This is a genomic window from Pseudoalteromonas nanhaiensis (genome assembly GCF_051235485.1).
Classification (GTDB): domain Bacteria; phylum Pseudomonadota; class Gammaproteobacteria; order Enterobacterales; family Alteromonadaceae; genus Pseudoalteromonas; species Pseudoalteromonas lipolytica_C.
Window position 1 is genome coordinate 1 of the sequence record NZ_JBPNYQ010000005.1, and the last position, 15,005, is coordinate 15,005.

Genomic DNA, 15,005 nt, shown 5'->3' on the forward strand with positions numbered 1-15,005 from the left:
ATTATTGATTGAAAAAGATCAGTTACCTGAATTTAAGTAGGGGCAACTGATCAAAATATATGTGAAAGAGTACTAGGCGGCCTGTTTGCATGGGAAATTGACGCAGATAATGGTGATATCCTCAACGCAATGCACGAAGCACTTGGCGGCACAGTCACTGAGCCTAGCAATAGAGCGCCCGTGCTATCTGTATCAAGCACAGTATCTGTTAACTCAGGCGAAAGTGTATCTGTGACAGCATCGGCAACTGATGCGGATAACGATCCGCTAAGCTTTAGCTGGACCGCTGACAGCGCGTTAACAGTAACGGGTGAAAATTCAAATACCCTTGTTATCACAGCGCCATCAGTGACTGCTGATACGCAATACACGGTTGCTGTGACTGTGAGCGATGGCGAGGCAAGTGTAAGCCGTAACGTTACAGTGAATGTTGTAGCACCAACAACAGGCGAGAACCAAGCACCAGTGGTTGCGGCAATTGCAGATAAAACCGTGGCAGAAGAGGCGAGTGTGGCTGTAGCGGTTTCGGCATCTGATGCTGATGGCGATGCGCTTTCATACAGCTGGACAGTGCCAGCAGGCTTAACGTTAGTGGGCTCAGGAGCTGATGTGAGTTTACAAGCGGGCAGCGTTGATGCTGATACTAGTTATGTTGTATCGGTTTCGGTAAGTGATGGTCAAACTGCAACAGCAGTGAGCTTTAATGTCACCGTGACAGATTCTGGCACAACAACTCCGCCAGATGGTGAAACCAGCTGGAGTGATACTGCAATCTATGTAGGTGGTGATAAAGTAACGTACAACGGCGTAGAGTACACAGCTAAGTGGTGGACACAAGGTGATCGCCCTGATTTAGGTGGCCCATGGGAAGCAAGTTCACAACCAACCGACGGTAATGGTGATGTTGTGTGGCAAGCGGCGGGTATCTACAACGGTGGCGACCAAGTCACTCACCAAGGCAATAAATACGAAGCGAAATGGTGGACTCAAGGAGACGAGCCAGGTGTCGCGGATGTATGGAAAGCACTTTAAGTGTAATAACCACATTTAATGCCCATCATTAAAATGTGATTTCCCTTCAAAGCAGCCTTATGGCTGCTTTTTTGTGGGTAGCAATTAGCGAGATGCGATAAAAGAGGTTATGACGGGGTGTAAATGTGCTGCTACGAGTTTGCTGCCGGGTTAGAAGAAAAAATACAAAAGTAGTTATGAACCATATCCTAAGCGAATTCGTAAAATTGTTTATGTAACAACCCATTTAATAAACAGAATAAGTACCATGAAAAAATTTATATATTTAGCCGTTTTATTGCTTATACACACTACCTTTAATAACACAGCATTAGCTCAAGAAGATAAGACAGTTTTAGTTCCCCTTCCATCTATTGATGATTTCACCAAAGGTGAAGATGGCTGGGCATTTGGCTTAGGTGTGGGGTTAGAATATGAATCTGCTTACGAAGGATCTGATGAATTTGGACTGGAGGCACAGCCAGCCGGTGCCGTGCAATGGCGCAGTGGTGATAATATTTATTACTTTGCAGGAGAAGCATTTGGCTGGCGAGGATTACTTAATGATCAATGGCTGCTAGATGCTTTGATTGGATTTGAAGAAGGTCGAGAAGAGAGTGATTCTGACGATGGCAGATTAGATGGCCTTGGTAATCAAGAAGAAGGGTATGAACTAGTTTTACAAGCTCGCCGCTCATTTACCCAAGATTGGCGTTATTGGTTAGTTAGTCGTTTCGTTGCCAGTGAAAACGGCAATTTAGCCTTATTTGGTGTTGGACGTCGATTCGGTGAGCAAACGGACGGCACAGGCTCTGAAATCAATCTTGTGTTTGTAGTACACGACAGTGAATACGCCAATAATGGCTTTGGTGTTGATGCTATGCAATCACCGTCATCAGGCCTAGAAGAAACAAATTTAAGTGGTGGATTGCGCTCGTTTGGTATTGATTATAATTACCGACAAAATCTCAACAGTGATTGGCAAATCTATGGTGAAGCGTTATTCGAGTATTTTAGTAGTGAAGTCAGAGATAGCCCTATAGCACGCAGTGATTACGAAGCTGAAGTGGGCGTTGGCGTTATTTATAAGTTTTAGTTTAACCACATATTTATTAACTGAACTAGGTAAGCCAGTAGCTTACCTTGGTAAATACTAAACCATATTGCCACCCTCTGAACGCAATGACATGACCATTCATTGCGTTCACATAATCTTTTTACACTACCTAAGGCAAATTCAAAATCTTAAAAAGTGTAGCCAACTGTTTCGATTAAAAACAACACCTAATTACTAGCAAAATAAACCGCGAGAAATAGAAACCTAGGTTCGGCTTTGATAAACACAGCTAACAATTTACTAGAAGTGGTTTTATGTCTGCTTCGTGCTTATCACAGCCTGTCGGATGAAGCCCTTGCTATTCATAGACACAGCAGGAGAGCTTCTGCACTGCACCCACGTAGCAGAGGCTTTATACCGCGCGGATTAACGCGATTTGCGAGACAAGAAAAACAACATAAAACGCGATATAAAATCGCTACTACATGCTCTAATCTTGAAACTAGTAACTTTCCCTTTCTTATTTTATACACTGGTCTTTCAGGTATTATCAACCATACTTGAATAAAGCGGTCTCTAGGTAGTTAAGCTAAGGTGGGTTGATGGGGTTAAAAGCGCTGTTTTTACTTGTTGTTGCTGTAGTAAGCAACTCGGCTTTTAGCTGCGATAAAACCTTAAAAGTGGGAATTAGTCAGCAGTGGGCGCCGTATACTTTTACGCAAAATGGAAAGCTCACAGGTATTGATATAGATGTGGTTAACTTAGTACTTAAAGAAGCTGGGTTTTGCGCTAAATACGTCATTATGCCTTCGTCAAAACGGGGCTTTGCTGAACTAAAGCATGGCAATGTTGATCTGTTGCCTGCGGCGAGTTATAGCAAAGAACGAGATGCATTTAGTTATTTTTCAGAGCCTTATCGTCTAGAAGTCATGCGGTTATTTTGGTATCCGAAACCATTTTTAGAAAAGCTTGATCTGCAAGGCTTGCTTGAACAACAACAAATTATCTTATCAAACAGCGGTAGTTATTATGGCCCCGAATTTTCACACTTTAGTACTGTGGAAAAATATAAATCGCAGCTGATCACTGTCCCTTCGTTACGCCAGCGCGTTGCTATGCTTAGCGCTAAGCGGGTTGATTTTTTTATTGATGACGAATTAGCAGGGCTTTATTTAATTCAAAATAATCAACACAGTGGTATCGCCCTTCACCCCTATATAATACACAATAACGATGTGTATTTGATGCTGAGTAAAGTAACTTTGGATGCTAATGAAAGGGCTGCGATTAGCCAAGCAATTGTGTCGAATAAGCAAGCGATAAAAGAAATTATCGCTCGCTATGTTACAAATTAACCTAAACGCGTAACACGAAGTTTTATGCGGCCCGCGTTTGCACCATAAAAGCGGTTTAGGTCGTTGGCAAAAGGGCAAAACTCGCCTGATTTTGCAATCCGAATATCGGCACCTTCGGCAATCTCAAACAAGTTTTCGTCGTTGTTGTCTATTGCGCCAATCAGCGCAAACCATTGTGCGTGTGGCAAACGTCTAAATGGTTCAAGCACTGCCATTGGAATTTCTTTCACTCCAAGTTGAATATTGTCGCGATGCCAACCGCCGGGCCCACAGCTGATACCATCGTCATACCAAATTTGTTTTGGGTAGGGAGTGAATCGATAGGTACCACCTTGCTCTAACATTAAGCCTGTATGATTGTACTTTTCGGCGCCATACACAAATACATCTTTACTTTCATCTATGCTAAGTACCGTCATATTTTGTTTATCAAGTGCAATATGTGGGCTTAATCCTGTAAAACTTAAACGAGTTTCATCACTGTAAAGTACATCATAATTAAGGCTCTTTAGTGATTCAGGACGGTAACTTGTTAAGCGATTGATACGTTCTGCAACCGTGTAATGAATAGTAGGTGGGTGTTCGCTTTGTTCGTTATCAACCAACACGCAACACTCGCGATCTACAAGCTTGAATAACGGATTGAACCAAAAATAATTTTGCTGATGGCTCAGAGCAAGCGGATCTGGGGTTACTGTCACATCATCTTGCGCTATCAAATTGCGATGCTCAGCTGGGAGCAAACTGTTGTAGTTTATTTCTGCGCTTGTCAGTAGATTAAGTGAGACACTTTGTTCAATCAACCACTCAATGGCATAACGTAAGCAAATATCTGCTAATCCATCACGATAATAACCGCCACCTACGTCTGAATGAGCTCCCGCAAACCATATTTCTTCAACATGGGGGGCTTTGTTAATTAATGTTGGCTCAAAAGCACGGCGCTTTTCATCAAGAGCCACGCAATGAAGGGCTGATTTTATATTGCTTGCTAGCGTGTAGTTTTCAAAAATAACGTGCTCTGCACCGCGGGTTGCTTTAGTTACTTTTGAAAAACCAATTGATGCCACAGTGTCAAATACACAAAGGTATACGTCGTCACTGATCAGTGGTTCAAGGCATTTTGCAAAGCGTCGCGCAAGAGCCGCACCGCGGCTAAAACCGGTTAATAAAACTTTATCACCCACAGCGTAGTAGCTTTTAAAGTCATTCATTGCACGGTTTAAAATGCTGGCAACGTCATCACCTCTAGGAGCTAAGGCTTGGTTAAATAAACGCTTAAAGCGACTACCTTGAGTACCTATACCTTGGTAATAAAAACTAAGCTGGCTCGGGAAGGGGGTCTCAGGTTCACTATTTAGTGCACCGCCAAACAGTAAATGAAGTTTGAGAATATTTGAGATACTGGCGTCTTCTTTGAAGTGTGCGGCACTAAATTGTTCTGCATCACGAGGCTCACTGCCCGTGCCATCAAAGTTGAAAATCAGCGTTTTAGCGTTCATAGCGTCATTCCTTTAGTGGTTTGTCATAACATACAGAGCATTTATTAAAATTAGAAGACAAATTCATAGCGCGATAAAAAAATACGGGCTTTGTTCTGACAAAGCCCGTATTTTTTTATCGTTATTTATTAACTTACTCTCGCTATGGTGTGCCTTTGTAATATGCTGAGTAATACCTCGTAATCTTTTTCGATATCGATTAGCTTATGTTGGATATCTTTAAGGTTATTTCCTTTGCTAGCAGCGAGTACTTCTAACTCTGTAAAATGCTGATGTAATTTAGTGGCGCCAACGTCACCACAGGTGCCTTTTAGGGCATGGCTTATTGTGGCAATACCGTGATAATCTTGCTCTTTAATTACTGTGATTAACTGCGTTATTTTTTCATTAGAACTGTCTAAGAACATCTTACACACTTTATTAAGAAGCACTTCGTTATTCATCAACCGGGCAAGGGCAGCTTCTTTGTTCCAATGAATTTTTTCGTCGGTAATTAGCTCGCTATGTTCTGGTGCTGTGGTAACTTGCGCCTGATTTTCGGGAGCTTTGTTCTTCGGGTGTGGCTGTTTAGGAAACACTGATGATATCCATTTTGCTGTTGTCATGATTAATTTATCAGCACTAATGGGTTTAGTTATGTAGTCGTTCATTCCTGCATTTAGACATTTATTACGTTCACCTAACATTGCATTTGCCGTCATAGCAATAATAGGTATATTAATATGATGCTCTCCTGCAGCTCCATTCCTAATTTCTGTGGCGGCATCATAGCCATTTAATACGGGCATTTGACAGTCCATCAACACACAGTGAAAAGGATCATTTACATCTGTATTTGCCAAAATATCTACAGCTTGTCTACCGTTTGAAGCCACTTCAAAGCGAAGTGAAAGACTTGTCAAAGTACCTTTAGCAACTGCTGCGTTTATCTCGTTATCATCGACTATAAGTATCTTTGCACCTTCGACGCTGGCGTCAATGTGTGTTTGCGCATCGCTATCTCGACGTTTTTGATTTTGCACACTCAGATCTTGTGCAACTCGTTCATCGGCGAGTTTTAGTAAAAACTCAGAAATAAGCACTGGTTTAGATAGTCGTGTGAAAGAGCAAAATCTTGCCTGAGGGGGTGGTTCTGTAGGATTTATTAGCACAACTAATTTAAATGGTAATGAGCTTGAACATTCATTTTCACAATAACTATCTAACTTAGCTAATAGTGGGTTTCCGGGTTCTAAAATAAGGGTTTCGAAAGGCATACTCTTAGTGAGTTCAAAGTCTTCAATGTCAATATTGGATAGTTCTCCTCCATACACGTTTATGAGTTTGGCCATACTACTTTCGAGCTCTGGGTGCTTAACAAAAAGTGCAAATGTTTTGCCACTTAAACGCTGATTGCTAGGGGATTTTTGAACGTCATTAATTTTTAAGCGAATCGAAAACTCAAATGTACTACCTAGTCCTTCGATTGACTCAAAACTTATTTCGCCATCGAGTAAATTTGCAAGTTGCTTACAGATTGAAAGCCCAAGCCCTGTACCGCCATATTGTGATGCAATAGTGCTATCTGCTTGGGTAAATGCATTAAATAACTTGCTTTGATGTTCGTCAGGAATACCTGAGCCAGAGTCTTTAATAGTACATGTTAATACGGCGGTGTTTGTATCAATGGTACGGGTGTATGCTGAAAACTTAACATAACCAGTTTTGGTAAACTTAATCGCGTTATTAATAAGGTTGGTTAGTACTTGTGAATAGCGATGAGGGTCAGTGACGATAGAATTAAATTCTACATCGGCGATGTCTAATATAAATTCTAAGTTTTTCTCTTGTGCTTTAACGGCCATGCTGCCAGCTAAGCTTTCAAAAAACTTAATAGGATTAAACGCTTTTTTATCAAGGTCTAACTTGCCTGCTTCAATTTTAGATAGATCGAGAATATCGTTTATTAACACGTTGAGGTTATTCACACTTACCTCAGTCATTGCTAAGTAATGCCTTTGTTGATTACTAAGTGATTCGCGTTTAATTAAATTCAGAGTACCAATAATACCATTTAATGGTGTACGCATTTCATGGCTGATATTAGAGATAAAGGCGCTTTTAACTTGGCTGGCTTTTTCAAGTTGTGCGGTTCTTTTTGCAACTTTAACTTCGAGCTCATTGTTAGCTTGCTTTATTTTGTTGCTAGCTTCTTTTTCGAGAGTGTTATCTCGAATAATAATTGCTGTGCCGCATTGCTGTTGATGCTCGTTAATAATGGCAGAAAATGAGACTGTTAAGTGACAGCTAGTCTGTGACTGAGGTGTAAAATCAATGTCAATTTCATATCGCTTGCGACTATCTCTTAACTCGGTACATACCTTTTGTATATCGATATTTGGCAAAAGTTTAAGTGTATTAATGTCGGTGCCGAGTACTTGCTCTCGTTGAAAGCTAAATAAATTTGTTGCTGCTTTATTCCAGCTGGTAACAACCCCTTTGTTGTTTATGCTAATGATTGCATCTTTAGAGCCACTAATTATAGCGGATGATACGGCTCTTGCCTGAGCAAGCTCTTGATTGCGCTTGAGGTTTCGATAAAAAACACCAACATAAAAAGCAAAAATAGTGAAACACCAAGAAAGAAAACATACGTACTGATCCGTCGCTCGAGGCGGATTTTTGCAATGTCGTCATGGGAGAGTAAGATATGAGATGTTATAAAGCCTGATTCAGTATCACCTGAAAGTGGGATTTTGCGACTGAACACTTCACTCTTTTTATTATTATCATAGGTAGCGTTAATACTCACTAAGCCACCGAGGTTTTCAGTATTAGTTTGATAAGTGGTATTCCAGCGATTCGAAGGTGCAAGATCTCGGCTAAAGTTAAAACGTTGATCTGGATGTATAAGAAAGTAACCCTCATTATCTGTGAGAATTAAGCTGTGAGGAGTTTGAACAAGCTCAGACAGTGAGTTAAACAGAATTTGGGTATTTACATTGGCTATAATAAAACCAAAACGTTGCATGTTTTCATCAAAAATAGGTAAAGCAAGTCGCAACATTGGTTTGTATGGAAACTCAAGCTTACCGTATTCACGGTTTAAGGTAATGGCAGATAGGTACATATCACCCAAAGAAAGCTGCGCACTTTGCTGATAGTAATCACGACTACTTTTATTCTGTAGTTGATTGAACGTTTTTACAACGATGCCACCGGCAGCTCTATCAACACGAATCAATTCTTGGCCGGCATCTTGAGTACTGATAACCCGTAATTGCTCAAACTCAGAGTTTGCCTGTATGAAAGCAACAAAGATAGTTTCAAGTCGTTTTCTCCATTGTGCAGTTGTCGTGTTGTCGAGGGGGTCATTGCCATTATTTGCCGCTGCTCGTGCGAGTCCTGCAATAGGCGGTGTGGAGTATAGAAAATGTAAGTCATTTTTGTATTTACTGATATTTTCTTGGACTTGAAGGGTCACTGTACTACTTGAATCCTCAAGACGTGATTTAATCGAAGTAGTTAGCTCTTTTTCTAATTGTTGTTCAAATACAAAAATAGCTAAACACAACACCGTCATAATAAATAAAAAAGCCCAATAAAATAGATGACGACTTTCTGAATATTGATGAGAAGTTTTACGCACAAAGTTGTATGACATCATCTTAATCTTAGTTGGAAGGTGTTATTTTCGATTACATTGAGATTAGGCAATGATTGATATTTCAGCAAGTAGGCAAACGCTGCAGTTTCTGCCTCGATGTTTGGCTTGATACAGTGCTTTGTCAGCACATTTTATCAATTGTTCAGAATCTAAGTTTTCGTGCCCCTGTAAGGTAGCGCTGCCAATACTTATAGACACCGTTGTCGCTTCTGGGTTTGGGTGGGTGATATTTAACGCTTTAATATTAGCTAATAGTTTATGAGCTATATACTGAGCCCCTTGGATATCAGTATCTGGTAATACACATAAGAACTCTTCACCACCAAAACGCACAGTGGTGTCGGTTGAGCGGTTAACACTTCTTTTAATCTCTTGAGCGACTAACTTTAAACACTCATCACCTTGTTGGTGGCCGAAAGTATCGTTGTATTCTTTAAACCAATCGATATCGATCATTAACACCGAAAGAGGATTATCATAACGTTTTGCTAAACGAATATTTTGCTCAAGTGTACTTTGTAAGTAGCGTCGGTTATTTAACCCTGTGAGGCTGTCTTGTTCGCACATTGTTTTTAGCAGGTCAGCTTGCTTTTTGATGGTTAAGTGAACTTTAACTTTATTCAATAAGATATTGCCGTATACGGGCTTAGAAACAAAATCAACACCGCCCACTTGCCAGCATTTATCCTGAGCTTCAAGATCCATGATAGAGGTAATAAAAATAACCGGGATATGACTGTACTGAGAGTGTGCTTTTAACTGCTTACATACATCTAAACCATTTGTGTTGCCTAGATTAACATCTAAGAGGATTAAATCAGGAGAGTGAGACTCGCACATGGGCAAAACACTCTCACCGCAATCGGCGGTGAGAGTTTTAAAATGCGGAGCAAGTAAACTTTCAATCACTGTTGTATTAATTGGTTCGTCATCAACTATTAAAATAACAGACTCATCAAGTTTTAAATCGTTGGCTGCCAAAGGTTGCAAAATGATTCCTCTAGTTGTTGTATAAAGCGTAGCCGCATTTTTTAAATTCCTATAGTTAAAGGTGCTAAAAAATAATTTTAATTGGCGATGGCAATAATAAAGGACTAGAGTTTTCTTAATGATTTTAAAAGAGGCGACGGAAGTGCTTTTTACTCATCAAGAGAACAAACCCAGTAAAATTATGGTTGTTGATGACGAGCCAACAAGCTTAATGATTATGTTAGAGGCTTTAAACGACCTTGGTGAGATTGAATGTGTCGATAATGGCGCTGAGGCGCTTAAAAAAGCGGTATTATTTCAACCAGATGTTATTTTACTTGATATTGAAATGCCAGATATGGATGGCTTTGAGGTTTGTAGACAGCTTAAAAACAACCCTATCACCCAATCAATTAGTGTCATATTTGTAACTTCACACAATGGACAAAAATTTGAATACCAGAGTTTTGCAAGCGGTGGTATCGATTTAATCATTAAACCTGTCGATTTAACTATTTGTCGTTTAAGAGTACAAAATCAATTAAAAATTAAACATCAAGAAAGACAAATTCTTGCAGCAAAAAATGATATTTCAACGTTGGTTGAGCAAGTTCCTGTGTATATATCTTACTGGTCAAAAACAGAGGAAAATTTATTTAGTAATGATGAAACCGCCCATTGGTTTGCAAAAAGCAGTGAGCAAATGCTTGGTTGTTTCGCTAAAGATGTATTACCTGAAAAGCTGTATGAGGCTTTTCATCGTTGTTTAACTGAAGGCATAGAGCAAGAAGTTTTAAATATACAGTTGCCCAGTCCTCGTAATAGGATTGAATATGTTAGAGCGCAAATAAATTTAAAAGTAATAGAGCAAGAGGTTACTGGTGTCATTCTTACTCTTTCGGACATCACCTCTATTACCAATACAAAAAAACAGCTATCGAATGAATCAGAACGTCTACGAGTTATGCTCAATTCGATTGGTGATGCAGTGATTGCCACGGACAACAACGCAATAATTAACTTTATGAACCCCATTGCAGAGCGTTTGACCGGATGGCATGCCGATGACGCAAAAGGCAGGCATATTGAAGAAGTTATGAACCTGGTTGATGCATCATCAAATACACGCTTGGTGAATCCTATTTTAGTTGCTTTAAAAGAGCATCGTATTGTTGCAATGGCCCTTAATAGCCAATTGGTTGGTTTTGATGGCCGTGTTCATCGCGTTGAAGATTCTGCAGCTCCTATTCGTGATATTGAAAACAACATTATTGGTGGCATCATCGTTTTTCATGATGTCAGTGAGTCGGTAGCAATGGCAGTAAAAATGACCCACTTGGCAAATCATGATTTATTGACAGATTTGCCTAACCGAGTTTTGCTACATGATAGGGTGGTTCATGCGTGTAAAGTCGCCTCAAGCATGAAAAAAAGTGTGGCTTTGATGTTGATAGATATCGACCACTTTAAATATTTAAATGACACATTAGGGCATCATAAAGGCGATTTGATCATAAAGCATGTTGCCAATCGGCTAGAGTCATTGCTTGATTTAAATACTACACTCGCACGTATTGGTGGCGATGAGTTTGTGGTGCTGATCCCCGATGTAAAATCGACAAGTAACGTAGATAGTATTGCTCTAGAAATTATAAATACGATGGCAATGCCTTTTCGCATTGATGGCCAAGATTATAACTTGTCTGTGAGTGTTGGTGTGAGTATGAATCCAAACGACTCATCTACCGCAGAAGAGCTTATGACTCATGCAGACGCTGCTATGTACAGAGCAAAAGAACAAGGGCGAAACCGGTTTTGTTATTATTCTGATGACTTAGAACATCAATTTAAGCAGCGTCAAAGCATTGAAAAGCTATTAAGAAATGCAATTGAACACGAAGAGATAGACGTTTATTACCAACCCAAGCTGGCTCTTGCCAGTGGGGAAATTGTAGGCGTAGAGGCTTTAGTACGTTTACGGGATGAGAATAATAACCTTGTCTCGCCACTGGATTTTATTCCGCTTGCCGAAGAAACGGGCTTAATTCATGCGTTAGGGTTATCGGTTTTAAAACAAAGTTGTGCTGCAGCCAAAGATTGGGCTGATAAAGGCTATAAAATAAAAGTAGCGGTAAATATTGCCGCGAAACAATTTACTGACAAAAACTTTTGCAATACTGTTGCTCAAACACTCCAAGAGACAGGGCTTCCAAGTGAGTTGTTGGAGTTAGAGGTAACAGAAAGCGCACTGATGCATGATTTCGAAGAAATCAAAAGTATGTTGAATAACCTAGCTTCGTTGGGGTTAGCGATTGCTATTGATGACTTTGGTACAGGTTATTCAAGTTTGTCATATTTAAAACTGTTTCCGGTGGATGTGTTAAAAATTGATCAGTCATTTATTCGCGATATGCTCACTGATACGCAAAGTATGGATATTGTTAGAACCATTACAAGCTTAGCGCATACTCTAAATTTACAGATTGTAGCGGAAGGAATCGAAGAAAAAGCACATTTAGAGAGTTTAATTGAATTAGGCTGTGAGCTTGGGCAAGGGTATTATTTTTATAAACCAATGCCCAAAGAAGCGTTTGATGCGTTGTTAGATTAAGCCATAGTATGACTGTACAAAATACCGCAGCCAATTAACACTAGAGCTATACCACCAATCGCTTCAGCTTTTTTACCAACCCAGCCACTGATGACATTGCCAAGTAATGAACCAATAGTGACCATTATCGTTGTTGCAAGGCCAATCATGGCGGCTGCTAAGTAAATGTTTACTTTCATGAATGCGAGGCTGATACCCACTGTCATAGCATCAATACTAGTACCAACAGCAGTAAGTAAGGTGGCCATTAACGAGCGTTTATTTGTTGCTGTTAATGTATCGTCTTCATCGTCATCTTCTTTACGGCTTTCAAGCAACATATGAACACCTAGGCCTACCAATAGCACAAAAGCAATCCAGTGATCATAGGCTTCAACATATTCAGCACCTGCACTGCCAATTAGCCAGCCGATAACAGGGGCAATGGCCTCAATACAGCCGAAGATCAAACCCAATTTAATCGCACTTAAAACGCGCGGGCTTTTTAGTGTACTGCCTTTAGTGATTGATGCGGCAAATGCATCGGTAGACATAGCAAGTGATAATACACTCAGAGTAACAATGTTCAATTTTTGCGCCCCACAAAAAGTGCGTATTATACGCACTAGAACTTTAAACAGATAGGTTAATTTTTGTTTTTAGGGCTCTGTATTGAACTTATAAAGCGCTATATTGATAGTTATTCATGAGTGTACCTTCAGCAGGTGTGAGTTTTGGCTCAAGTTTAATAAGCGCTTCATAGACGCTTGGAGCGAGTTCTTTGAGTCGTTGTACCCGGCTAAAATGATTTTGCTCGAAATGGTTAACAAGCTTGAGTGCATTTGGCATATAGTCAACAAGATTTTGCGTGTTATAACTTTGCTCAAGTGCTTGATCGAGAATATCTAATCCTGGTTTTGAAAAGTCGTGGGGTACTCCCAATTTGATTAAAAACTCAATTGCTGTATTTGAGTGATCAGTCGCATAAAAATACATATCCATGTCAAATGTATCTGTTAACGAAAAATCAAAACCATTTTCGGCTAATGATTGCCAATCTGATAGTGGAAGATTCTTCAGTAAGTAAAGGGCGCTTGGTGGAGTTGGGTTAGCTCTGCTTTGCCAAATAGCGTTCATTTGTTCGATATTTTCTAAGGTTTTTGCAAGCAGTAAATTCGTTTGGTGCGTGCTGAGTTTGGCACCCTGCGTAATAGTTGCGAGGGCATTAAAGTCGTTATTGTTAATTGCTTCTTTAAAGGCATCTGGTTGATAAGGGGTTTGTTGCCTTAAATCACGAAAATGCATGAGATGCCAGTAATGAACAAGCATGGGGTCAATCTCTTGCAACATGTCAGCGGTCAATGGGCCTTGGCGCGCTTCGAGTTGTTTTATTTCATCCATTGCTTGTGAGCGGGTTTTAATCGCTTCTAAATTACTTAAATCTTGTTCTACCTGTTGGCAGGTTTCATCAGCGGGTTTAAATTGTTGCTTTTGCTTTTCGTAGGCACGCAGCGCGTCTGAAATAGCTGAATCATCTTTGCTTTGATGCTTGAAGGCTGCTTTGTTTGCAATCAGGGGAATATCGCTTAATTCATCAAATGCTTTTGCGGCAAATTGATCACCTACGAACAATAAGCTGTTTGGTAAAAATGATGACTTAAACATCAACAAGCGATCTTCTGATGTGCCTCGCACATGCTCGCCATGGGCTTTGTAGCCTTTATCCTTAAGGTACTTTAATGTCTCTCGGTGTTTGTTTTCAATAGGTTGTACTTGACTGTTTGAGCTACCTTTTAAGTTAACAAGAGCGATATCCATCGCCGTGAATACATCGGGCAGATTGGTTGGCTCAATACCGCGCTCATTCAAAAGCTCTAATATCGGCACATTGAACTCACTGACTGCAACATCAGCCAGATTTAAATAGAGCTGCTCATGAATAAAATTATCACTCATGGCTGTTGGTACACCGCTTAACTGTGCCGTCTGCGCTATTAATGCTGCTATATACGTATTGGGTAAGTTGCTTTTTATGGCAATGGCTATGTCATTTATCGTAAAGTCTTTTGTCGATATGGCATTTTCAAATTCTGTCTCAGTTAAACTATGCGCATTTAGAATAAATAAGGTTGACGGCGAAATAAGTGCCGATGGACCTAGCTGAAAAGGTGATTTTAAATACGTATTAAAGTTATCAGTGTTATCTAATAATTTGTATAGCGCTGTTTTATTTACTTGCTCTGGGAGTGGTACGTCGAACATGATTGAACGGGTATTAATGTTCAGAGACTCAGCATTAGATGTTAATTTTTTAACAGTGTCGGCATCAAAATAATCAACAACCTCAAGTCCTTGCCAGTTTTTTAATATACTTATTGAGTCTGCATACTGAAACTGCTCTTCGGCATTACTTTTAATTGCGTTTATCAGTAAGGACTCAAATGAGCGATAAGATATTTTGGTTAGCTCTGAATAACTTAAAATTTCTGAGAGGGGTAAACCGTCTTTGAGTGCTTGCTTAAGAGCAGCATCAATTTGGCTATGATCAGTGGCCGCTTGTGTGGCTTTTATACTTTGTTGCTCACACTCAAGTTTTGCATGTCGTAACTTTTTTAGAGCTGATGCTTTGCTGGTGTTTTGTTTATTTACATCTTCAGTTACAGAGCTCAGGCTAGCAACATTATTAGTGTGTATGGGCAATTCAGCAGTAACTGTCTCGCTTTGGGTCTGTTTATCAAAGTACAGGTAGGTTCCTACTGCACAAAGGCCTATAAATACTGTGAGTGAAATACCTTTTTTCATATTCAATCCATGGACTTAACTTGCAGAAATTGTATGGCTTTATATTGTGCTGTCAATGACTTAGGGACGAAGA

At 39.9% G+C, this 15,005-nt stretch carries 10 protein-coding genes; 4 read left to right on the forward strand and 6 right to left on the reverse strand.

The window, feature by feature from the left end; genetic code table 11:
- Positions 1 to 129: 129 nt before the first annotated feature.
- From ACSFVZ_RS06495 to ACSFVZ_RS06505, 3 genes are all read left to right on the forward strand, one after another.
- The gene (locus ACSFVZ_RS06495) at positions 130 to 1,032 is read left to right on the forward strand and encodes a carbohydrate-binding protein (RefSeq protein WP_435558420.1); all 903 of its coding nucleotides are present in this window, start codon (positions 130 to 132) and stop codon (positions 1,030 to 1,032) included.
- Positions 1,033 to 1,279: 247 nt separating this feature from the next.
- A complete protein-coding gene (locus ACSFVZ_RS06500) occupies positions 1,280 to 2,107 on the forward strand; it encodes a MipA/OmpV family protein (protein ID WP_435558422.1) in 828 nt (275 codons plus the stop codon).
- A gap of 563 nt (positions 2,108 to 2,670) precedes the next feature.
- Positions 2,671 to 3,423: a substrate-binding periplasmic protein gene (locus ACSFVZ_RS06505; protein ID WP_135926743.1), complete on the forward strand. Its 753-nt coding sequence runs from the start codon at positions 2,671 to 2,673 to the stop codon at positions 3,421 to 3,423.
- Here the strand turns inward: ACSFVZ_RS06505 and ACSFVZ_RS06510 are convergent.
- The 4 genes from ACSFVZ_RS06510 to ACSFVZ_RS06525 form a co-directional block, all read right to left on the reverse strand.
- Complete coding sequence (locus tag ACSFVZ_RS06510) at positions 3,420 to 4,925, reverse strand: phospholipase effector Tle1 domain-containing protein (protein WP_135926744.1); 1,506 nt, start codon at positions 4,923 to 4,925, stop codon at positions 3,420 to 3,422. The genes ACSFVZ_RS06505 and ACSFVZ_RS06510 overlap by 4 nt on opposite strands.
- A gap of 128 nt (positions 4,926 to 5,053) precedes the next feature.
- Entirely contained in the window at positions 5,054 to 7,531 is a 2,478-nt protein-coding gene (locus tag ACSFVZ_RS06515) for an ATP-binding protein (protein WP_435558506.1), read from the reverse strand.
- Entirely contained in the window at positions 7,444 to 8,571 is a 1,128-nt protein-coding gene (locus ACSFVZ_RS06520) for a hypothetical protein (RefSeq protein WP_435558423.1), read from the reverse strand. The genes ACSFVZ_RS06515 and ACSFVZ_RS06520 overlap by 88 nt, the downstream gene beginning before the upstream one ends.
- A gap of 42 nt (positions 8,572 to 8,613) precedes the next feature.
- Entirely contained in the window at positions 8,614 to 9,561 is a 948-nt protein-coding gene (locus ACSFVZ_RS06525; protein WP_435558424.1) for a diguanylate cyclase, read from the reverse strand.
- A gap of 118 nt (positions 9,562 to 9,679) precedes the next feature.
- Here ACSFVZ_RS06525 and ACSFVZ_RS06530 point away from each other — a divergent pair, with 118 nt between their 5' ends.
- Positions 9,680 to 12,151 (forward strand): EAL domain-containing protein, encoded by a 2,472-nt coding sequence (locus ACSFVZ_RS06530; protein WP_435558425.1) that lies wholly within the window; start codon positions 9,680 to 9,682, stop codon positions 12,149 to 12,151.
- Here the strand turns inward: ACSFVZ_RS06530 and ACSFVZ_RS06535 are convergent.
- A complete protein-coding gene (locus ACSFVZ_RS06535; protein WP_135926747.1) occupies positions 12,148 to 12,720 on the reverse strand; it encodes a manganese efflux pump MntP in 573 nt (190 codons plus the stop codon). The two genes, ACSFVZ_RS06530 and ACSFVZ_RS06535, sit on opposite strands and share 4 nt — an antisense overlap.
- 88 nt (positions 12,721 to 12,808) lie before the next feature.
- Positions 12,809 to 14,932: a hypothetical protein gene (locus tag ACSFVZ_RS06540; RefSeq protein WP_435558426.1), complete on the reverse strand. Its 2,124-nt coding sequence runs from the start codon at positions 14,930 to 14,932 to the stop codon at positions 12,809 to 12,811.
- Positions 14,933 to 15,005 lie beyond the last annotated feature (73 nt).